Source organism: Kribbella sp. NPDC004875 (genome assembly GCF_042873375.1).
Taxonomy (GTDB): domain Bacteria; phylum Actinomycetota; class Actinomycetes; order Propionibacteriales; family Kribbellaceae; genus Kribbella.
Window position 1 is genome coordinate 49,058 of sequence record NZ_JBIALI010000006.1, and the last position, 20,019, is coordinate 69,076.

At 69.2% G+C, this 20,019-nt stretch carries 21 protein-coding genes; 7 read left to right on the forward strand and 14 right to left on the reverse strand.

Going from position 1 to position 20,019, the window contains the following annotated elements:
- Nucleotides 1-12 precede the first annotated feature (12 nt).
- Together ACFYRH_RS30715 and ACFYRH_RS30720 are read right to left on the reverse strand one after the other, a co-directional pair.
- Nucleotides 13-1,224: a GNAT family N-acetyltransferase gene (locus ACFYRH_RS30715; protein WP_387782636.1), complete on the reverse strand. Its 1,212-nt coding sequence runs from the start codon at nucleotides 1,222-1,224 to the stop codon at nucleotides 13-15.
- A 110-nt stretch (nucleotides 1,225-1,334) separates the two neighbouring features.
- Nucleotides 1,335-1,898 carry a GtrA family protein gene (locus tag ACFYRH_RS30720; RefSeq protein WP_387782638.1) on the reverse strand — a complete coding sequence of 188 codons (564 nt, stop codon included), beginning with the start codon at nucleotides 1,896-1,898 and terminating at the stop codon, nucleotides 1,335-1,337.
- A gap of 144 nt (nucleotides 1,899-2,042) precedes the next feature.
- Here ACFYRH_RS30720 and ACFYRH_RS30725 point away from each other — a divergent pair, with 144 nt between their 5' ends.
- The 3 genes from ACFYRH_RS30725 to ACFYRH_RS30735 all read left to right on the forward strand — a co-directional run bounded on the left by ACFYRH_RS30725 (nucleotide 2,043) and on the right by ACFYRH_RS30735 (nucleotide 5,020).
- Nucleotides 2,043-3,215, forward strand: a complete 1,173-nt coding sequence (locus ACFYRH_RS30725; RefSeq protein WP_387782640.1) for a 5-(carboxyamino)imidazole ribonucleotide synthase — start codon at nucleotides 2,043-2,045, stop codon at nucleotides 3,213-3,215.
- Nucleotides 3,216-3,223: 8 nt separating this feature from the next.
- Nucleotides 3,224-3,724 (forward strand): 5-(carboxyamino)imidazole ribonucleotide mutase, encoded by a 501-nt coding sequence (purE, locus tag ACFYRH_RS30730; RefSeq protein WP_387782642.1) that lies wholly within the window; start codon nucleotides 3,224-3,226, stop codon nucleotides 3,722-3,724.
- A gap of 75 nt (nucleotides 3,725-3,799) precedes the next feature.
- The gene (locus ACFYRH_RS30735; RefSeq protein WP_387782644.1) at nucleotides 3,800-5,020 is read left to right on the forward strand and encodes an MFS transporter; all 1,221 of its coding nucleotides are present in this window, start codon (nucleotides 3,800-3,802) and stop codon (nucleotides 5,018-5,020) included.
- 15 nt (nucleotides 5,021-5,035) lie between these two features.
- Here ACFYRH_RS30735 and ACFYRH_RS30740 read toward each other — a convergent pair whose 3' ends face one another.
- Nucleotides 5,036-6,373, reverse strand: coding sequence for a UDP-glucose dehydrogenase family protein (locus ACFYRH_RS30740; protein ID WP_387782646.1), 1,338 nt, complete (start codon nucleotides 6,371-6,373; stop codon nucleotides 5,036-5,038).
- 124 nt (nucleotides 6,374-6,497) lie between these two features.
- On the opposite strand from ACFYRH_RS30740, the gene ACFYRH_RS30745 reads away from it, so the two are divergent.
- Complete coding sequence (locus ACFYRH_RS30745; RefSeq protein ID WP_387782648.1) at nucleotides 6,498-7,661, forward strand: acyl-CoA dehydrogenase family protein; 1,164 nt, start codon at nucleotides 6,498-6,500, stop codon at nucleotides 7,659-7,661.
- A gap of 159 nt (nucleotides 7,662-7,820) precedes the next feature.
- On the opposite strand, the gene ACFYRH_RS30750 is transcribed toward ACFYRH_RS30745, so the two are convergent.
- The 7 genes from ACFYRH_RS30750 to ACFYRH_RS30780 form a co-directional block, all read right to left on the reverse strand.
- A complete protein-coding gene (locus tag ACFYRH_RS30750; RefSeq protein WP_387782650.1) occupies nucleotides 7,821-8,768 on the reverse strand; it encodes a hypothetical protein in 948 nt (315 codons plus the stop codon).
- A gap of 139 nt (nucleotides 8,769-8,907) precedes the next feature.
- Nucleotides 8,908-9,621 carry an ANTAR domain-containing protein gene (locus tag ACFYRH_RS30755; protein ID WP_387782651.1) on the reverse strand — a complete coding sequence of 238 codons (714 nt, stop codon included), beginning with the start codon at nucleotides 9,619-9,621 and terminating at the stop codon, nucleotides 8,908-8,910.
- 12 nt (nucleotides 9,622-9,633) lie between these two features.
- Complete coding sequence (locus tag ACFYRH_RS30760) at nucleotides 9,634-10,548, reverse strand: GAF domain-containing protein (RefSeq protein WP_387782653.1); 915 nt, start codon at nucleotides 10,546-10,548, stop codon at nucleotides 9,634-9,636.
- A 10-nt stretch (nucleotides 10,549-10,558) separates the two neighbouring features.
- Entirely contained in the window at nucleotides 10,559-12,430 is a 1,872-nt protein-coding gene (locus ACFYRH_RS30765) for a CheR family methyltransferase (protein ID WP_387782655.1), read from the reverse strand.
- Nucleotides 12,430-13,047 carry a chemotaxis protein CheB gene (locus ACFYRH_RS30770; RefSeq protein ID WP_387782656.1) on the reverse strand — a complete coding sequence of 206 codons (618 nt, stop codon included), beginning with the start codon at nucleotides 13,045-13,047 and terminating at the stop codon, nucleotides 12,430-12,432. Before ACFYRH_RS30770 ends, ACFYRH_RS30765 begins: the two co-directional genes overlap by 1 nt.
- 35 nt (nucleotides 13,048-13,082) lie before the next feature.
- On the reverse strand, nucleotides 13,083-13,706 hold the full coding sequence (locus tag ACFYRH_RS30775; protein ID WP_387782658.1) for a hypothetical protein: 624 nt from the start codon (nucleotides 13,704-13,706) through the stop codon (nucleotides 13,083-13,085).
- An 82-nt stretch (nucleotides 13,707-13,788) separates the two neighbouring features.
- Nucleotides 13,789-13,992, reverse strand: a complete 204-nt coding sequence (locus ACFYRH_RS30780; RefSeq protein WP_387782660.1) for a hypothetical protein — start codon at nucleotides 13,990-13,992, stop codon at nucleotides 13,789-13,791.
- A gap of 94 nt (nucleotides 13,993-14,086) precedes the next feature.
- On the opposite strand from ACFYRH_RS30780, the gene ACFYRH_RS30785 reads away from it, so the two are divergent.
- Nucleotides 14,087-14,707 carry a TetR/AcrR family transcriptional regulator C-terminal domain-containing protein gene (locus tag ACFYRH_RS30785; RefSeq protein ID WP_387782662.1) on the forward strand — a complete coding sequence of 207 codons (621 nt, stop codon included), beginning with the start codon at nucleotides 14,087-14,089 and terminating at the stop codon, nucleotides 14,705-14,707.
- Here ACFYRH_RS30785 and ACFYRH_RS30790 read toward each other — a convergent pair.
- Together ACFYRH_RS30790 and ACFYRH_RS30795 are read right to left on the reverse strand one after the other, a co-directional pair.
- Nucleotides 14,693-15,412 carry a hypothetical protein gene (locus ACFYRH_RS30790; RefSeq protein WP_387782664.1) on the reverse strand — a complete coding sequence of 240 codons (720 nt, stop codon included), beginning with the start codon at nucleotides 15,410-15,412 and terminating at the stop codon, nucleotides 14,693-14,695. The two genes, ACFYRH_RS30785 and ACFYRH_RS30790, sit on opposite strands and share 15 nt — an antisense overlap.
- Before the next feature lie 121 nt (nucleotides 15,413-15,533).
- Nucleotides 15,534-16,334, reverse strand: a complete 801-nt coding sequence (locus tag ACFYRH_RS30795) for a phytanoyl-CoA dioxygenase family protein (protein WP_387782666.1) — start codon at nucleotides 16,332-16,334, stop codon at nucleotides 15,534-15,536.
- A 70-nt stretch (nucleotides 16,335-16,404) separates the two neighbouring features.
- On the opposite strand from ACFYRH_RS30795, the gene ACFYRH_RS30800 reads away from it, so the two are divergent.
- Nucleotides 16,405-17,274: an AraC family transcriptional regulator gene (locus ACFYRH_RS30800; RefSeq protein ID WP_387782668.1), complete on the forward strand. Its 870-nt coding sequence runs from the start codon at nucleotides 16,405-16,407 to the stop codon at nucleotides 17,272-17,274.
- Here ACFYRH_RS30800 and ACFYRH_RS30805 read toward each other — a convergent pair.
- A complete protein-coding gene (locus ACFYRH_RS30805) occupies nucleotides 17,238-17,819 on the reverse strand; it encodes an ArsR/SmtB family transcription factor (RefSeq protein ID WP_387782670.1) in 582 nt (193 codons plus the stop codon). The two genes, ACFYRH_RS30800 and ACFYRH_RS30805, sit on opposite strands and share 37 nt — an antisense overlap.
- Before the next feature lie 59 nt (nucleotides 17,820-17,878).
- On the opposite strand from ACFYRH_RS30805, the gene ACFYRH_RS30810 reads away from it, so the two are divergent.
- On the forward strand, nucleotides 17,879-18,448 hold the full coding sequence (locus ACFYRH_RS30810) for a dienelactone hydrolase family protein (RefSeq protein ID WP_387782672.1): 570 nt from the start codon (nucleotides 17,879-17,881) through the stop codon (nucleotides 18,446-18,448).
- A 63-nt stretch (nucleotides 18,449-18,511) separates the two neighbouring features.
- Here ACFYRH_RS30810 and ACFYRH_RS30815 read toward each other — a convergent pair whose 3' ends face one another.
- Nucleotides 18,512-19,942: an MFS transporter gene (locus ACFYRH_RS30815; protein WP_387782674.1), complete on the reverse strand. Its 1,431-nt coding sequence runs from the start codon at nucleotides 19,940-19,942 to the stop codon at nucleotides 18,512-18,514.
- Nucleotides 19,943-20,019 lie beyond the last annotated feature (77 nt).

The following is a 20,019-nucleotide window of genomic DNA, read 5'->3' on the forward strand; positions in this document are numbered from 1 at the left end:
CACTCGGTGGGACTAGAAGACTTCCAGGCTGACCGGCGCCAATGGCCAGGTGAAGGCGGCGGTTGCGCGGTTGATGGCGCCGGGCGTGTGCTCGGTGACCCGGCCTGTCGTGGCGAACTCCGCTAGCTTGCGGCCGCCGAGGTACGCAGCGCCGAGTTCGCCCACCGACAGGCTCAGATCGGCCGGGCTGTCGGTGCGCTCGCACGACACCAGTGCATCGTCGCCGGTCAGCTGGAAGCGTCCGTTGTTCGACTCGATCAGGTCGTCCGTCACCTCCAGTACGAGGTCGATCGGTACGGCGTACCGCCGCTGCCGCAGAGCACCCGGTACGTCGGTCACCCGGAGCCAGAGTGACTCGCTCACTCGCCGATCCAGTGCAGTAGGCGTCGTCACCAGCTGCATGATCGGCTCGTCCACCGCTCCGTAGCCGTAGCCGAGCTTGGCGCTCAGGTCCATGGTCAGCAGGTGCTGCCAGAGCACCTTGTACGCCGAGAACTCGGGCGCGACCAGCTCCTCGACGAGGACCTCGTTGACAGGACCGGCCGGGCCCCAGTTCATCTTCCCGCGCCACAACGCGTACCCGTCGACGGTCCCGGTCTCGTCGCGATGCACCAGGATGTGCCGCGCGGTGCGGCCGTTGCGGTCGTCCGGCTTGTCCTGCAGGTGCTGCTGCCAGCGGAGCTCCGACCGGCCCGAGACGCCCGCGCGCTGGTCCTGCACGGCCCGCAACAAGGCCGGCAAGGTCATCAGGGCGTCGTCGACCGAGATCTCCCCGAGCTCGCCCGGGCGCGTCCGCACGGCCGGCGGGCCGACGCGGTGCAGGTCGGCTTCGAAGTTCACGGCCCACGCGGCGGCGCCGTACCCGAACCGTCCGTAGATGCCCGGCTCGCTGGCCCACAGCACCGCGATCGGCTCCGGGACCTCGCGGAGCTGGCGCGTCATCAGCTGTGACAGGATCCCGCGGCGCCGATGGGTCGCGCGGACGCCGACGCCAGTGACATGTGCCGCGGGGACGACCGCGCCTGGCAGCGACAGATCCCGCGTGAGCGCCTTGGTCGTGCCTACGATCTGATCGCCGTCGACGGCGACCAGCGCCCGCTCCGGCTCGAAGATCTGCCGGGACAGCTCGTCGGGCGACGCGTCGAACATCATCGCCGCGGCGAACAGGTCCCGCATCGCCTCGAAATCGTCCGCTGACGCTGTGCGTACCTCGATATCGGTCACCACCGCATCTTCACACGCCGAACCGACAACCGTCGTCCCATAAATTTCGCACGCCGGACGAGACCGAGGACGCCCGTGGCTGCGGGGCAGCCGGCGTCGGCCGGACGCCGTCAGCGGACGGCGGGGAGGTCGCCGGTCGACTCGGTGTCGTCGAGTTCGGCGGGGGAGTTCGGGGCCGGGGTGTGCTCGACCTCGTCGAGGGCGATCTCTTCCTTGAAGACGAACTTGCGGTAGGACCAGAACCGGAACAAGGTGCCGAGGCCGAGGCCGATGAAGTTCGCCGCGATGTTGTCCGACAGCCAGGTGTGCAGGTCCAGGACGTAGCGCGAGAACGCCAGACATCCGGCCGCGATCAGCAGGCCGATCCCGTTCAGTACGAAGAACAGCACGTACTCGCGGTGCAGGCCGCTGCGCTCCCGGTGCCGCCACGTCCAGTAGCGGTTCCCGAAGTACGTCACGATGGTGGCGACCGTCGTCGAGATCAGCTTCGCGGTCAGCGGCTTGTGGTGCAGCATGCCGACTCCCGAGTCGGCGAGCACCAGCGGGTTGTTGAAGACCAGCCAGTTGTAGATCGGCAGGTCCACGACCAGCCCCAGGACACCGACCAGCCCGAACTTGGCCATTTCGTGCACCAGGTGCTGGAACTGGCGGTACAGCGTGGTGACGAGCTTCAACGGGGTTCGGAACCTTCTGTGATCGGATCGCGACGGGCACAGCAGCTTCCCACGGTACCTGGCGGACCGTCGGACCCCGAAATCCTCCGCGCGCTGCGGTAGCCGCCGTACGGCCGATGTTGTATGGACATTAGGCTCACCGCTGTGAAGTTCGATCGAAACGACCTCCCCGTCGGTACGCCGGTGGTCGGCATGGTCGGTGGCGGCCAGCTGGCCCGGATGACCCAGGAGTCGGCTGTCGCGCTCGGCATCCAGCTCCGGGTGCTCGCCGAAGGCCCCGCGGTGTCGGCCGCGCAGGCCGTTGCCGATGCCCCCGTCGGCGACTACAAGGACCCCGAGACGGTACGGCGCTTCGCCGCGGAGTGCGATGTGGTCACCTTCGACCACGAGCATGTCCCGACGGACCTGCTGCACGCGCTCGAGGCCGACGGGATCGCGGTCCGGCCCGGTCCGGACGCCCTCGTGCACGCCCAGGACAAGGCCGTGATGCGGGCCCGGCTGGACACCTTCGACGCGCCGTCGCCCGCGCACCAGGTGGTCGAGACGCCCGCCGACGTCGCGGACTTCGCGAAGCGGGTCGGCGGCTTCCCGATCATCCTGAAGACCACCCGCGGTGGGTACGACGGCAAGGGCGTCTGGTTCGTCGACGGACCGTCCGACGAGGCGATCGCGACTGCCTTCGCGAGCGGCGTACCGATCCTGGCCGAGGAGAAGGTGGACTTCGTCCGCGAGCTGTCCGCGATCGTCGCCCGCTCGCCGCACGGGCAGGCGGTCGCCTACCCGATCGTCGAGTCGGTGCAGAAGGACGGCATCTGCGTCGAGGTCACCGCGCCCGCGCCCGGGCTGCCGCCGGAGAAGGCTGCCCAGGCGCAGCAGACCGCGCTGCGGATCGCCGGCGAACTCGGCGTGGTCGGCGTCCTCGCGGTGGAGATGTTCGAGGCCCGCGACGGGCGGCTGCTGGTCAACGAGCTCGCGATGCGCCCGCACAACACCGGTCACTGGTCGATCGACGGGGCGGTCACGTCCCAGTTCGAGAACCACCTGCGCGCCGTCCTCGACCTGCCGCTGGGGTCGCCGGCCGCGCGGGCGCCGTACACGGTGATGGTGAACGTGCTCGGCGGGGACGTCGAGGACATGCACCGCGGCTTGCTGCACTGCCTGGCGCGCGACCCGGGCCTGAAGGTGCACTTCTACGGGAAGTCGGTGAAGCCGGGCCGCAAGATCGGCCACGTCACGGCGTACGGCGACGACCTCGAGGAAACCCGCGAGCGGGCCCGGCACGCGGCCGCTTACCTGACCGGCACGATCGACGAATAGGACTGCTGATGATTGGCATCGTGATGGGGTCGGACTCCGACTGGCCGACCATGAAGGCCGCGGCCGAGGTGTGCGTGGACTTCGAGGTGCCCTTTGAGGCAGACGTCGTCTCGGCGCACCGGATGCCGACCGAGATGATCGACTACGGACGGTCAGCCCACGAGCGCGGCCTGAAGGTGCTGATCGCGGGTGCCGGCGGCGCCGCGCACCTGCCCGGAATGCTCGCCTCGGTGACGCCGCTGCCGGTGATCGGCGTTCCGGTACCGCTGAAGTACCTCGACGGGATGGACTCGCTGCTGTCGATCGTGCAGATGCCGGCCGGGGTGCCGGTGGCGACGGTCTCGATCGGGAACGCCCGGAACGCGGGGTTGCTCGCGGTCCGGATCCTGGCTGCTTCCGACGAGAAGTTGCGGGAGCGGATGATCGGGTTCCAGGAGTCCCTCGCCGAGATCGCCCGCGGGAAGGGCAGCACGGTGCGTGACGGGGCGACAGAGTTGCGTAAAGGCTGAGGGAGTCGCTGGTTTCCACCGGACGGGGGCGGGTAGTCGTGAGATCCCATTCGTTGTCGTTTAAGGTCGTCGATCGTGACTCCGCCCACTGAACCGGATACGCAGCGCATTCCGGTCCGCTATTGGATCTGGCTGTTCGGCGCGTTGGTCTCGCTGCTCGGCGACCTGACCATGATGTTCGCGATCGGATGGTCCGCCAGCCAGCACGGTGGGCGGGTGGCCGGTCTGATCCTGCTGCTGGCTGCCGCACCGCGCGCCGTGCTCCTCCTGATCGGCGGAGCCATCGGCGACCGGTACGGCGCTCCGCGGGTGCTGCTCGTCAGCTGCGTCGCGATGTTCGCGGTCACCGCCGCCCTGGTGCCCGCCACGCGCGCGGTGGGCGAGCCGATCTGGCTGCTGGTGGTCCTGGCGCTGGTGGTCGGCGTCATCGACGCGTTCTTCCTGCCCTCGTCCCGCTCGATGCCGCGGCTCCTGGTGCCGCCGGAACAGGTGCCGAGAGCACTGGCGAGCTTCCAGGTCTCGGGTGTCGTCTTCGCCGTCACCGGTACCGCGGTCGGCGGTCTCCTGGTCAACTGGGCCGGCCTGTCCGCGGCGGCCGGCTTCGACGCGATCACCTTCGGCATCATGATCGTGGTGCTGTACCTGCTCCGCGGCACCACCGCGCCGCACGGGTCCCGGACGACCAGCATGTTCCGCTCGATCGCGGACGGCCTCCGCGCGGCCTTCGGCCGGCCGCTCACCCGGGCGCTGCTGATCACGATGACGATCGCGGCCGGCCTGTTGATGCCGATGGACGCCCTGCTGCTGCCGTTGCTGGCCCGCGACCACCATTGGGATGCCACGACCGCCGGCATCCTGATCGCGACCCGGAGCCTCGGCGTCGGAGTGGTGTCGATCCGGATCCTGATGCGCGGCGCGTTCCAGCGCCCCGGGATCGTCGCGATGCTGGGCCTGCTGCTCGCCGCCGTCGGCTTCATCGGCCTGTCCGCGTTCCTGCCGCTGCCGCTCACGATCGTGGCGGCGGTGATCAGCGGCATCGGCGTCGGCACCTTCACCGGGCACATCCTGCCGCTGCTGATGAACTCGGTCGAGCGCGAGTACCAGTCCCGCCTGCAGTCGGTGATCGTGCTCTGCCAGAGCCTCGCCCAGGTCGTGATGAACCCGGTGCTCGGCAGCCTGGCGGATGTCAAGAGCATCCAGATCACCGGTGTCTGCCTCGGCATCGGCGTCGCGGTCGCGCTGATCGGCCTGATCGCGCTCAGCCGCCCGGTGATCCGCGACGCCCGGGTCAGCTGAGCGCCGGCCTGCCGGTTACGGCTTGCCGGGCGCGCGGTACTTCCAGCCCGCCGCGCGCCAGGCCTCGACATCCAGGTTCAGCCGGGCGTCGACCACCACCGGCGCGGCGACGACCTCCTTCAGCGCGGCCGGATCGAGCGCGCGGAACTCCGGCCACTCCGTGAGGTGCAGTACGGCGTGCGCGTCGCGGCACGCCTCGACCGCACTCGAGGCGTAGCGCAGCGTCGGGCGGACCCGGCGGGCGTTCTCCATCGCCTCGGGGTCGTAGACCGTGACGTTGGCGCCGTGCAGCTGGATCCGGCCGGCCACGTCCAGCGCGGGCGAGTCCCGAACGTCGTCCGTACCGGCCTTGAAGGCCGCGCCGAGGACCGTGACGTTCTTGCCGACCCATTCGCCGCCGAGCATCTCGTGGGTCAGGTCCACGATTCCGGCGCGCCGGTGCTGGTTGATGTCGTCGACCTCGCGGAGCAGCGTGATGATCTCCTCGACGCCGAGCTCGCCGGCGCGGTGCATGAACGCGCGCAGGTCCTTCGGCAGGCAGCCACCGCCGTACCCGGGCCCGGCGTTCAGCGCGCCGCGGCCGATCCGTTTGTCGTACCCGAGTGCGTCGGCCAGCTGCGTGACGTCCGCGCCGGTCGCGTCGGCCATCTCGGCGAGCGCGTTGATGAACGAGATCTTCGTGGCCAGGAACGCGTTCGCGCCGGCCTTCACCAGCTCCGCGGTCGGCAGGTTGCACACCACCACCGGCGTACCCTCGCCGATCGGGGTGGCGAACACCTCGCGCAGCCGGGTCTCCGCGGCCTCGGACTGGACACCGAAGACCAGCCGGTCCGGGTGCAGGGTGTCCTCGACGCCGTGCGCCTCGCGGAGGAACTCGGGCTGCCAGGCGATCTCGACCGCCTGACCGGCCGGGGACTCGGCGTGGAAACGCTGCTCGACGATCGTCGACGTACCCACCGGGACCGTGGAGCGGCCGACCACCAGCGCCGGCCTGGTCAGCAGTGGCGCGAGCATGTCGACGACCGAGTGCACCTGGGACAGGTCCGCGGCCTCGCTGCCCTCGAGCTGCGGCGTACCGACACAGATGAAGTGCACGTCGGCCCAGTCGGCGATCTCGGTGTAGTCCCTGGTGAACCGCAGCCGGCCGGACTCGGTGTGCTTCTTCAGCAGCGGGTCCAGCCCGGGTTCGTACAGCGGTGCCTTGCCGTCGTTCAGCAGCTTCAACCGGTGCTCGTCGATCTCGACACCGATCACGTCGAAACCGAACTCGGCCATCCCCGCGGCGGTGTTCGCGCCGAGGTAGTTGGTGCCGATGACGGCGATCCGCAGCGGCCGGGGCGTCGCTTCACTCATGTCGGGGACTCTACCCATCGTGGTTATCAGCCGGTGACCGGCTCATGTCTGCAGAGTGCGCTGTTGCTCACTTTCGGGGTACGACGTCCCCCGCGCGCGAGTGGTTCGTCGTACTGTGTGACTCGTGAGTAACTCATTCGAGCTGTACGCGCTGTCCGAGGAGCACCAGGCGATCCGCGAGGCCGTTCGCGACGTCTGCGACGCCAAGGTCGCCCCGCACGCCGGGGACGTGGACGAGCTGGCCGAGTTCCCGAAGGCGTCGTACGACGCGCTGAAGGCCTCGGACTTCCACGCGCCGCACATCCCGGAGCAGTACGGCGGCGCCGGGGCGGACGCGCTCGCCACGGTGATCGTGATCGAGGAAGTGGCCCGGGCCTGCGCCTCGAGCTCGCTGATCCCGGCCGTGAACAAGCTCGGCTCACTCCCGCTGCTGCTGTCCGCGTCGGACGAGGTCAAGCAGCGGTACCTGCCGCCGGTCGCGGCCGGTGACGCGATGTTCTCCTACTGCCTGTCCGAGCCCGAGGCCGGGTCGGACGCCGCGTCGATGAAGACCCGCGCGGTCCGCGACGGGGACGACTACGTGCTGAACGGCGTGAAGCGGTGGATCACCAACGCCGGCGTCAGTGACTTCTACACGGTGTTCGCGGTCACCGACCCGGAGGCGCGGTCTCGCGGGATCTCCGCGTTCGTGGTGGAGAAGGCGGATGAGGGCGTGTCCTTCGGGGCGCCGGAGAAAAAGCTCGGGATCAAGGGCTCACCGACCCGCGAGGTGTACTTCGACAACGTGAAGATCCCCGCCGCGCGGATGATCGGTGCGGAAGGCACCGGGTTCTCGACCGCGATGGCGACGCTGGACCACACCCGCGTGACGATCGCGGCGCAGGCGCTCGGGATCGCGCAGGGGGCGCTGGACTACGCGCTCGGGTACGTGCAGGAGCGCAAGCAGTTCGGGAAGGCGATCGCGGAGTTCCAGGGGCTGCAGTTCATGCTCGCCGACATGGGCATGAAGATCGAGGCGGCCCGGCAACTCACGTACGCCGCCGCGGCCCGCTCCGAGCGCGGCGACGCCGACCTGACGTACTTCGGTGCCGCCGCCAAGTGCTTCGCCTCCGATGTCGCGATGGCCGTCACCACCGACGCCGTACAACTCCTGGGCGGCTACGGCTACACCCACGACTACCCCGTCGAACGCATGATGCGCGACGCCAAGATCACCCAGATCTACGAAGGCACCAACCAGGTCCAGCGCATCGTCATGGCCCGCCAACTCCTCAAAGGCCTCAACTAGCCCCACGACAAGCAACGCTGAGGCCAGGCACCCCAGCCACGCATTTGAGCGGTTCACCCCTGATGCTGTCCCTGTGCAGTTGGTATGCCGCGTGGGAACGGACCATTTCTGAGGTGAACCACCCAAACGCCGCTTGCGATTGCGGCACCGGCGGGGTTACTACTCGCCGACCAGTTGGTCGTAGTGCGTGGTGATCAGGACCGAGTTGACGCCGTTGAAGACGACGTCCGGGATCTTGCCGTAGCCGGTCAGGGCGGTGGCCGCGCCGTTCGCCTTGCTCATTGCGTACAGCGTGCCGGTCTTGGTGTCGTTGTCCACACCAACGATCAGCGAACCGCCGCGGTCGCCGCAGCCGTCGACGACCAGGGACTCGAAGTTCTGCCAGCCACCGGTCCGGATCCGCTTCAGCACCGGCTTGGTGGCGGCCGCGACCGGGATGTGCACGGTCCACAGCGCACCGGCGGTGGTGGTCATCAACAGGGTGTCGTACGTCGCGGTCTCGCTGAGCACCGTCATCGTCTTGAACCCCTTGAAGCCGGGGAACGAGCCGTACGACTTGATGCCGGCGCCGACGATCGAGTACCGGTACAGGCTGCCGTTGCTGTTCAGGCCGTACAGGTACTGGTGCCGCGGCGTGCCGACGCTGTAGTTCGAGGTGGCGATGGTCTTGAAGCTCGACCAGCCGCTGCCGACCTTCTTGAAGGTCGCGAGCGGAGCGCGGTCGCTGTCGTAGAAGTACGTCGTGTGCCGGTACAGGTTCCCGCCCTGCAGCAGCAGGCCGTAGTAGTAGAACTGCGTGCCGGTCGAGTTCACGGCGCCGTACCAGGTCGCGTTGGCCCGGGTGCCGACGAACTTGATCGGCTCGTACTGGAGGCCCTGCGGGGGCCGTCCGGCGAGCACGTCGGCGGACTCCAGCGAGCCCGCTGCGGTCGGGAAGCCGACCGAGATCATGCAGGCCGCGGACGCCGCCTTCGCGGTGTTCTGCTGGTGGGTCCGGTCCGACCACGGCTTCAGGTCGGTCTTTCCGGCGTTGGCCGGAACGGCCGCGACGGAGGCGGCGACCAGGCCGATGCTCGCCATCGCGACGGCAAGACGGGGCAGTCTCATGTTTCCTCTTCCAAATGCAGGTTCCTCGGTCGAAGTCCCGAGAATCAGGTGGCTCACCGTGACATCGCGGCGTACCTACCTGGCGTTACATCGATCACGGGACGTGATCAGATCGAGATTTACCTGCTCCGGAAGCGGATCAGCGACCGCTCAGTGAGAGACTCCCGTCGAGTACGGCCGCGCAGACCTCGTCGAGGCGGACCTGGTGGTTGCGGGCATGCCGGCGCAGTACGCCGAAAGCCTCGCCCGGCGTGATGCCAAGCCGCTCGGCGAGCAGTCCTTTCGCCTGCTCGATGAGCACCCGGCTGTCCAGCGCGCCCTGCAACTGGTCGGCGCGGGCCTTGTCCTGCGTGGCCTGGCAGCTGGCCACCCCGAGGGCGGCCGTGCTCGCGAGAGCCTGCCCCTGCTCGAGGTCGTCCTCGGGCAGGCCGCCGGGTGCGCCGAAGTACATCGTCAGCGCGCCGATCGTTCGGCCCGGCAGCGCCAGCGGGAACGCGTGGACGGACCGGATACCGGCCCGGCGGGCGCACGCGGCGTACCGGGGCCACCGGGTGTCGGCTTCGGACAGGTCGAGGCCGTCGATCCGGTGGCAGGTGGTGTAGCTGTCCCGCGCCGGTCCTTCGTGGCTCTGCGACTCGAGCTCGGGCAGCCACCGGGCGAGGTCGGACGAGGCGGCGGCGACGTCGAGCGCACCGTGCCCGTCGGCCAGCAGGAGCGCCGATGCACGAGTGTCCGGCACCTCGGCGCAGTGCTCCGTGAGCCAGTCCAACGTGCTGTTCAGATCCGGGTCTGCTACGAATCTGGCGACGAGATCCGGCACGGTGACCCATCCCGGGTGATCGGGGCGGTTCATAGGTGGTTCTCCCTAAGGGGTGTCCAGTCGAAGCCGTCTCTGTACGATCCGGCGGGCTGTGCTGGTGACGAGTTCGTTGTCCGCGAAGGCGCGGGCAGTGACAAGGGCGAGCGCGTCCCCGACGCTGCAACCGCACTGCGCGGCGACCATCCCGGCGGCCTGATGGATGACGGCGGTGTCTCCGGGGCCGTCCACCAGGCTCCCTGCCGGCTTGTCGCCCACCGAGCCTTCCTCGATGAGCTGCGCGACGTATTCGTCCGTCAGCAGGATGGTGTGGGTCAGAGCGTCGGCGATCTCCTCGACGGTGGGTCCGGCCGGCCGGTCCGGCGGCGGGTCGAAGACCGCGAGTGCGCCCAGGCAGTTGTCCGGAAGCCCGAGCGGTGCGGCCGCGACCGAGCGCACTCCGAGAGCCGCCACGGCCGGCGAGTAGAGCCGCCAGCGATCCGCGAGTGAGTCCTCGGCCACGACCACCAGTCGGCCGGAGGCGGCGCTGTCGTGGACCGGACCTTCACCGAGGGTGAATTCGAGCTCCTGGGCGGCAGCGGCCAGCGGGTCGGAGGCGGTCATCGAGGCGGCCGCTGCCGAGCGGGAACTGAGCAGCGTGATGCCGGCGCTGCGGGCACCGAGCATCTCGGCGACAGTCGAGATCAGCAGTGGCCGGCGGCTGGCGGCCGCGGCTTCCAGGTCGAACCATCGTCTGAGCCGACGGATGTGTGCGTCGTGCAGCCGGGCGGCGGTCAGGTGTCGCTCTTCGTTCTTGCGATGCAGCCGGGCCATCCGCTCGTGGAGTGGGCGGGCCGAGTCGGGGGCCGACATCATCAGGCGTTCGTGGCGGCGGGCGATCGCGCCAGCCCGACTCGCACGGGCAAGCTCGAGATCGGCACGCTCACGAACCGGCCTGATCCAGGCCGAAAGCCCAGCTCCCACGAGACTCAGCCTATGCCTCTTCGCCGGTTCCGTGCAGGTCTTCCATCAGCAGGACCACACCTTCTCCCTGGCTGTCCAGCGGCGAACAGGTCACCGCGCACTTGATCGCCCGGCCTTTGCGGTTCACCGCGGCCAGCTCGATCGGCCCGGTCCGGTGACCGGAATCCAGGCTGCGGTGCACCACCTCGACGAGCGCGTCGGTCGGCAGGCCGAAATCGAGCTGGAAGAACGGCTGCCGCTGGACCTCGTCGCTACGCAGCCCCCAGAGCTCCTCGGCGCCCCGGTTCCAGCTGCGGACCCGCAGTTCGCCGTCGAGCACCACGACGCCGGCGGCGACGCTGGCCAGCACGCCCTCGAGGAAGGTCCGGGCCTCGTCGAGCTCGGTACTGCGGATGCGGATCTCCTCGTTCATCGTCTCGAGCTCTTCGTTGCCGGACTGGAGTTCCTCGTTGGTGGTCTCGAGTTCTTCGTTGGTGGACTGGAGCTCTTCGTTGGTGGTCTCGAGTTCCTCGATGCTGGACTGGAGTTCCTCGTTGGTGGTCTCGAGTTCCTCGTTGGTGGACTGCAGTTCCTCGTACGCGGTCTCCAGATCCTCCCGGTTGCGCTTCACCTCCAGCTGCAGCCGGGTCAGGGCGGTGGTGTCGGTGAAGACCACGGACGATCCCACCAGGATGCCGTCCGAGGCGGTCAGCGGTTGGACGACGATGTCGAGGTACTGCACGTCCTCGGCGGACAGTCGGCGCTCGACCGCGTTGACGCGGACCGCCCGGCGCTCGGAGTGCGCCTGTTCGATCAGCGACCGGAGTTCGGTGGGCCGGTAGGAGACCTCGAGGTCCCGGAACGGCCGGCCGATGTCGTGGGACGTGAGCCCGAACTGCGCCCGGGCCTGGCTGTTCAGCTGGGTGATGGTGCCGTCCAGGTCGACCGAGATCATCGCGTTCGGCGCGGTCTCCAGGACCAGGTCGCGCAGCTGCCGCTTGCGGGCGGCGTCGCGCAGTTCCAGCCCGGTGGTCGGGGCCAGCTGCAGTGGGCTCGGCTGATGCGGCGGGCCTGCGTCGCCGAACTTCCGCTTGAAGATCCGCTGCCGCATGCTGACCACGTCGAACCGTTCGCCGTCGGACAGCAGCATCTCGGCCTTGCCGAGGAACAGGTAGCCGCTCTCCCGGAGGGCGAAGTGGAATCGGTCGACGATTTGCGACTGCGCCTCGACGTTGAAGTACATGAGCGTGTTGCGGCACACCAGCAGGTGCAACCGGGAGATCGGCGCGTCCCTGGTGATGTCGTGGCGGCCGAAGATCACCCGGCGACGCAGGTCGGACCGGAACGTGAAACGGGAGCCGCTCTGCTCGAAGTACCTGCTGCGCATGTCGTCCGGCATCGACTCGAGCGACTTGGCCGGGTACGCGCCGGTGCGGGCATCGCGCAGGGCCTCCTCGTCGACGTCGGTGCCGTAGATCTTGACCCGCCGAGCGCATTCCTCGATCCCCAGCGCCTCGGCGAACATGATCGCCAGCGAGTACGCCTCCTCGCCGCTGGAACAGCCGGCGCTCCAGACCCGGATCTCCTCCTCGGACTCGAGGCCGGCCAGCAGGTCGGGCAGGATCTCGCGCTGCAGGTAGGTCCAGCTGTCCGTGTCCCGGAAGAAGCTGGTGACGTTGATCAGGATGGTGTTGAAGAGGAACTCGAACTCGTCGGCGCTGGTCTCCAGGAGGTCCCGGTAGTCCAGGTAGTCCGCGATGCCGACGTCGGTCATCCGCTTGCGCACCCGGCGGGCCAGCGAGGACCGCTTGTACCCGGTGAAATCGAAGCCGCGGGAGTCCCGGATGAAGCCGAGCAGCTGCTCCAGCTCCGGGTCCGTCTCGGTGACGACCTTGTCCGCCATTACTCGCTCCTCGATTCGACCAGTGCCGCGATGACGTCCGCGATCTCGCCCAGCGGCAGGACGAAATCGACTGACCCGGTCTCCACCGCGGCCTCCGGCATTCCCTTGAATTCGGCGGATTTCGGGTCCTCGGCGATCACCGTGCCACCGCGCGACTTGACCGCGCTGACGCCCATCGCGCCGTCGCGGCCCGATCCGGTCAGCACACACGCGATCGCCCGCGCGCCGTACGCCCCCGCGGCGGACTCGAAGAGCAGATCCGCCGACGGCCGGACGAAGTGCACCAGCTCGCTGCTCGACAGCGACAGCTCGCCGCCGGCACCGACCAGCAGATGCCGGTTCGGTGGCGCGACGTACGCCGTCCCCGGCTTGGCCTGCTCGCCGTCGGCGGCCAGTTTGACCCGCAACGGGGACCGGCGACCGAGCACATCGGCGATCACCGTCTGGTGCCGTGGGTCGAGGTGCTGCACGACCAGTACCGGGACCGAGAAGCCCGACGGCAGCCCACCGAGGACCTGCGCGAGCGCACGAATGCCACCGGCAGAGGACGCGATCGCGACGATGTCGAACCGATCCACCTGCTCGGCACCGAGGGAACGTGGCTCAGGTTCGCTCATGATCTGGAGGTGTGGCCGGTGAACACCCACTGAGCCTAGCGAACTTGGCGCCACCGTGACGACGATCCGTCACCATCGAACGCGACCGGGGTGACACCGCGCTCCGCCGCGCGCCGGATCAGCCGCAGCATCGGCTGGCCCATGGCCGTGATCAGCGGCGACGTGAGTGCGAAGTATGCGCCGAGCGCGTCCCGGGCGGCGGCGTCGGTGCAGCGCAGCCGGACCTCCGCGACCAGGACCGAGGTCTGCTCGCCGTAGCCGAGAACCGTCAGGCTCCACACCCCGACGCCGTAGCCCGGCAGGTCGAAGGTCGGCAGCTCCCCGGGACTCCAACGGGCCTGGCCGTAATCGTCTCGCCACCACCGGCCGATGAAGCCGAGCACGAGTTCGGTCGCGCCGTCGTCGGCCACCACCTGGAAGCCCCGGGTCAGCAACTGGTCGAAACCCGTCGACGCCCTCCGGGCCCCGCGGGGCGACCCGTCGGCCCAGCGCAGGAGCGCGCCGGGCAGCGCACCCTGCGGACCGGGGTCGGACAGCAGGGGCGATCGGAAGAGATCGACCTCCCGGATCGCCTGATACGTCCGCCGTACGTCGGCATCGACCGGCGCTGCTCGCGTCATCCGCTGTTCCCACTCGGGCATCTGGGTGTCGATCAACATGCCTTCAGCGTCGAGTGGTGATGCTCGACGGCACCAGGGTCTGAAGACCTGGACCGCGGTGCCGAACGGCTCGCGCCCGCGATCAGCCGCGGCGTGGGTCGGCGCCGGCCTCCTTGACCACGCGGTCGCCGACCTCGAGCTGCTTCCACAGGTCGCGCGGCACCTTCAGGTCCTGGACCTCGCCGCCGTCGAGCTGGACCTCGAGCTTGCGGTAGAGGTTCGACCCGTCGTACAGGGCGCGGGACTTCTTCACCACGACCCCGCTCCAGCTGTCCTCGTTCGCCACGGTGGCACTCCGTTCGGTCACGCTGAGTGGTCGGATCGAAGCTTATCACCGATAAGCATGGCCCCGGCCCGGCGCCGGTGGGTACGGTTCGCTGGTGCCCCAGCAGCGACGGACCGACCGCACCGCGATCGTCGCCGCATCGATCGAGGTGCTCGACGAGCGCGGTCTCGACAAGCTGTCGCTGCACGCCGTCGCGGCCCGGCTCGGCGTTCGGCAACCGGCGCTGTATCACCACTTCCGCAACAAGGACGAGGTCCTCGCCGCGGTCGCCGCCGAGGTGCTGGACCGCTGGCACACCGAGCGGCTGCCGCGGCCGGACGAGGACTGGCAGGCGTTCCTGACCCGCAACGCGCACAGCCTGCGCCGCGCGATGCTCGCGGTCCGCGACGGCGCCCGACTGCTGGCGCTGGCCGGACCGCGCGCTCCGGAGCTGGCGAACGCGATCGCGCAGGTGTCGTTCCTCGAGCGGCACGGGTTCACCGGTACGGGCGCGATTCTGGCGTACGTCGCAGTCTCGCGGTACACGATCGGTGCGACCCTCGAGCAGCAGACGGCTCGGGACGGAAACGACATCGCCTTTCCCCCGACCGCGTCGCCGGCCGCCGCGCACCTGCTCGACATCGCCGGCCAGGTCGTTGCGCTAGGCCCCGATCACGAGTTCGCGACCGGTCTCGCCGCGCTGGTGCGGGGACTCGACCCGTCAGCTCATGGCTAGGTCGTTGACGAAGCTGTCCGACCAGTCCGACAGTGTGGGCAGTCGTTCGGACCAGATCTTGGTGCGCGGCGTGCCCGCCGTACCCGGCTCGCCGTACTCGGGCCAGTAGCCGATCATCGAGCGCAATGTGCCGAGGTGCTCGCTGAAGTGGTCGTCGAGCGGCACGAGCGACGCCACTCGCGTCGCACCGAGCCGGGCGATCACCTCCGGCTCGCGGAACACGGTCCGCAGCGCCCCGGCCAGGTTGGCGAGCTGGGCGTCGCACGGCTGCGCGGTGACCGGTTCGGTGACCACCAGCGTGTGCGTGTCCGGGAGATACCAGCCGTGGCGCTCGGCAGCTCGGTAGAGCTCGGTCAACCGGGTCCGTAGGTGCGGCGTGGTGGCGAGACCGGTCCCGGGGTCCTCGCACGACGAGGCGTGCAGATAGGTGAGCGTGCACTCGGTCCAGCTCTGACACAGCGCCTGGATCGCCTCGAACGACGGCTCCGAACCGACAGTCCGGTACGTCGTCCGCAGTACGTCGAGAGCCGTGACCAGCGGCACCTCCCGCTCGGCCAATCGCCGCCCGGCCGCCGCGGCCTGCGGGACCGGATCGGCCCCGCCGGCGAGTGCGTGCAGCAACGGCCGGAACACCGCTTCGTGTCCCGGCCGGTTCAGCCGGTGCCGCCCGCGCAGCGGCACCGATTCCAGCTTGTCGATCGTCATCGCAAGTCCCCGTGTTGACTACCGCCCGTGGTCGCCCACCTGGCAGGCAGGCAACCCGTACGTCCAGAGACGCTCCACCCCACCAACCATGACGCGAAAACCGCGAGTCACTTGCCCGGCCTCAGACAGGCCAGAGCTGGGGCTGGATCGCGGGGTCGGTGTAGTCGGGCGTGGGGTTGTGGCGGACGAGCTCGTCGTTCGGGTGGTTCGCGCCGGGGCGCCAGCGGTTGTCGGTGGGCTGCAGGTGGATGGCGATCGACCGGCGCGGCGCCGTACTGCGATTCGCCGAGCTCCCGTGCACCGTCCGGCAGTGGTGGAAGCTCACCTGCCCGCGCTTCATCCGCGGTACGACGGGAGTCGGGTCGAACCCTTGCGCGACGATCGACGCCTCCAGGCCCTCGACGTCCTGGGAGAAGAAGTCCAGCCCGGTCACCGACCAGCGATGGCTACCGGGCAGGAACCCCACCGCGCCGTTCGTCTCGTCGACGTCGTGGAATCCGACCCACGCAGTGAGCATCTCGTCCGACGTACAGGACTGCCAGTACTGCCGGTCGGTGTGCCACCCGACTCGCGCCGCCGACCCGCCCGGCGGCTTGAACAGCAGTTGGTCGTGCCACAGCCGGATCCCGTCCGCGCCGGACAACGTGGCCGCCGTCGCCCCGATCGCGGGGTGGTGCACGAGGGCGGCCAGCTCGTCCACCCGCAGTGACGAGTAGTCGTTCTTCCGCAGTACGTCGCCGTCGGCCGGCCGCCATCCGCGGGTCGACGGCAGGTCGGGCAACGCGTGGTCGTGGTCGTCGGCGTAGAACCGCTCCATCCCACGCTCGGCCGCGTCCAGTACGTCGGACGGCACGATCACCGGCGAGATCCAGTAACCGTGCTCCTGGTAGAAGGCGATGTCATCAGCTCCTGGTAGCTCCATGCCGACCAACCTAGGAATCACGGCGCGCGGGGGCGTTGCCGATGTTCAGCCGCCTGGACACAATCTTCAGGTGTCCTTGTACCGCCCCAGCGGGCTCCGCGCCGGCTTCCATGCCGAGGGTTTCGATCCCGCGAGCGGTCTGCGGCACGCGGGGGAGCAGTGGGCGCCGCAGCAGTTCCTGATCGAGCCGCATCAGCACTCGGTCTGGGAGATCTATCTGCAGCAGCACGGCACCACGCACTGGATGGCCGGCGGTGAGAGCTACGTGCTGCATCCCGGGCACCTCTTCGCCGTACCGCCTGGCGTCACGCATCATCTCGCGGGGCGATCCGGCAACCATCACTTCTACTTCGCCGCGGTCGATCTCGACGCGGTCGGTCGGCGTCAACCCGCGCTCGCCCGGCCGTGGCCGAAGACGGTCGTCCACCGGGAGGCGGGTGAACTCGCGCATGCGTTCGCGCAACTGGTGCGTGAGCTGGCGACACGTTACGAGTACGCCGAGACCGGGCTGGCGTTGGCGGTGGATCATCTCGTTCTCGCGGTATCACGGTCGCTCGCGCCGGTCGCCGTACCGCAGTTGGCCATGCATCCCGCCGTACGGGCGGTGAAACGCCTGCTGGACCAGGAGTTCCACGAGCGGTGGACCCTTCGCGAGCTGGCGGATCGCGCCGGCCTCGCACCGGCGTACCTGGCTGAGTTGTTCGCCGGCGAGCTCGGTCAGCCGCCGCATCGCTATCTCAGTGAGCGCCGGATCGAGCGTGCTCGTCAGTTGCTCGAGACCAGCGACATCACGATCACCGGGCTGGCGTTGAGTCTCGGCTTCAGCTCCAGCCAGCACTTCGCCCGGGTGTTCCGGCAGTTCACCGGCACGACGCCGACGGCTTTCCGGTCCCAGTCCTCAGCTCAGTCCTCACCCTCGGCGGGCGGCAACGTCGGATAGTCGAACATCGGATAGAGGCCGACGGTGAAGCCGTACGTCGTATCGCCGGACCGTGGCAGCTGGTCGAACGAGTGGATCAACCGGTCGACCTGCTGCCAGAACTCCGCCGCCCGCTCCTCCGGGATCCGCGCGTGCCGGATGAACGACCGCATCTGGCCCGCGTCGTACGCCGGTTTGGACTCCTCGGCCGCGACCTCGAAGTCGTTGAAGTCCTGCGGTAGCCGACCCTCCGCGCCCTGCCGGCCGAGCCCGATGAAGAACATCCGCGCGGCGCGTCCGTAGAACCGCTCCTCGATCGCCCGCACCCGCCGCGTCCGCACCACCTGCAGGATGCCCGCGTCGGCCAGCACCTTCACGTGATGGGCGACCGTGCTCTTCGGCCGCCCGACGGCAGTGGCCAGCTCGGTCACGGTCGCCGCCCGCTCGTGCAGCAGCCCGAGAATCGTCGTCCGCAACGGGTCGCTGATCGCCCGCACCTGCTCGACGGTCGTCAGCTCGATCGTGTCCGCTAGCTCGTAATCCGGTACCCGGCTGTTGATCGACATGGTTCGAATAGACTAGCATCACCGATTGTTCGAAGTATTTGGATCATTGGGAGCTGATGATGGCCGAGGTTGTGCTGTACCACCACTCGCAGGGGCTGACCGACGGGGTGAAGGCGTTCGCGGAGGAGCTGCGGCAGGCGGGCCACACCGTCCACACACCGGACCTGTACGAGGGCAACACCTACGCGACCCTCGACGAGGGCATGGACTACGCGCGGGCGACGGGCTTCGGGAAGATCGCGGAGCGCGGCGTCCAGGCGGCGCAGGACCTGCCGGCGAACGTCGTGTACGCCGGCTTCTCGCTCGGCGTCGTCCCCGCCCAGCAGCTCACGCAGACCCGCCCCGGCGCTGTGGCCGGCCTGTTCTACTACTCGTGCCTGCCGGCCGAGGAGTTCGGGGCGTGGCCCGAGGGCGTGCCGGCGCAGGTGCACGCGATGGAGGAGGACCCGTACTTCGCGGAGGAGGGCGGCGACATCGACGCCGCTCGCGCCTTGGTCGCAGCCAACAGTTCCGTGGAGCTGTTCCTCTACCCCGGTAAGGAGCACCTCTTCGCCGACTCCTCCCTCCCGGGCTACGACGAAGCCGCCGCCAAGCTCCTCCTCCAGCGCACCCTGGACTTCCTCGGCTAGGCGGCCGATGGCGGGTTGTTTCGCGGGTGCCGCGCTACAACCCGCCATTCGCCAAAGAACCCGTCATCCGGCGACTGCCTCCGCCTCGACCGCCGGCGCCTCGGCGGTCGTGCGGCGGGTGGGGATGAACGAGGCCACCACCAGCGCGGTCAGCGCGGCGCCGGCGCCGATCAGCAGGACGACCCGGAAGCCACTCTGCGAAGGCAGGGTGTAGCCGCCCAGGCTGATCGTCAGGTTCGCCAGGATCACGCCGGCGACCGCGCTGGACACCGAGGTGCCGATCGATCGCATCAGGGTGTTGAAGCTGTTCGCCGCCGCGGTCTCCGTGACGGGTACGGCGGACATGATCAGCGCGGGCATCGCGCCGTAGGCCAGGCCGATGCCCGCGCCGATCAGCAGCGAGACCAGGACGAGCTGCCAGACGTGGCTCATCAGCACGCTGCCGACGCCGTACCCGGCTGCGACGACGAGGGCGCCGAGCATCAGGGTGACCTTCGGGCCGCGGGTCGCGGAGATCTTCGCCGAGAACGGCGCGGCGACCAGCATGATCAGACCCGACGGGCCCATCACCAGACCGGACGCCAGCATCGACTGGCCGAGTCCGAAACCAGTTGCCTTCGGCATCTGCAGCAGCTGCGGCAGGACCAGCGACATCGCGAACATCGCGAACCCGAAGACCATCGACGCCAGGTTGGTCAGCAGCACCTGCGGGCGGGCCGTGGTGCGCAGGTCGACCAGCGGCTCCGTGGTCCGCGTCTCCCACCAGCCCCACGCCAGCAGCGCGACGACCGCGAGCGCGAACAGCGCCAGTGTGCGACCGCTGCCCCAGCCCCAGCTCGCGCCCTGAGAGATTGCCAGCAGCAACGAAATCAGGCCGACCGACAGCCCGGCACCGCCGGGTACGTCGAACCGCCCGCCGGACCGCATCGCGGACTCCGGGACGCACCGCACGACCAGCACGAAGACGATCGCGCCGAGCCCGGCCGACACCCAGAACAGTGTGTGCCAGTCGAAGTTCTCGGCCAGCAACGCGGCCGCGGGCAGGCCGAGCGCGCCGCCGACGCCGAGCGAGGCGCTCATCTGCGCGACCGCCGTACCGACCTTCTCGGACGGGAGTTCGTCGCGCATGATGCTGATCCCGAGCGGGATCACGCCGGAGGCCAGGCCCTGGAGCGCGCGGCCGGCGATCATCGGCACGAGTGAGCTGCTCAGTGCGGCGACGACCGAGCCGGCGACCAGCATGCCGATGCTGATCAGCAGCATCCGGCGCTTGCCGTACATGTCGCCGAGGCGGCCCATGATCGGGGTCGCGACCGCGGCCGCGAGCAGCGTCGCGGTGATCGCCCAGGCGGTCCCGGCGGCCGAGCCGTGCAGCAAGCGCGGAAGCTCGGGGACCAGCGGGATCACCAGGGTCTGCATCAGCGCGACCGTGATACCGGCCGAGGCCAGCACCGGGACGACGGTCCCGGTACGCACGGATGGAGCAGCGGACATCAGCAGCCTCCGAGGCATAGGGGGTGTCGTGGACACCCCCGCGATAGATAGTTGGTTTCTGCAACCATACGTTAAGT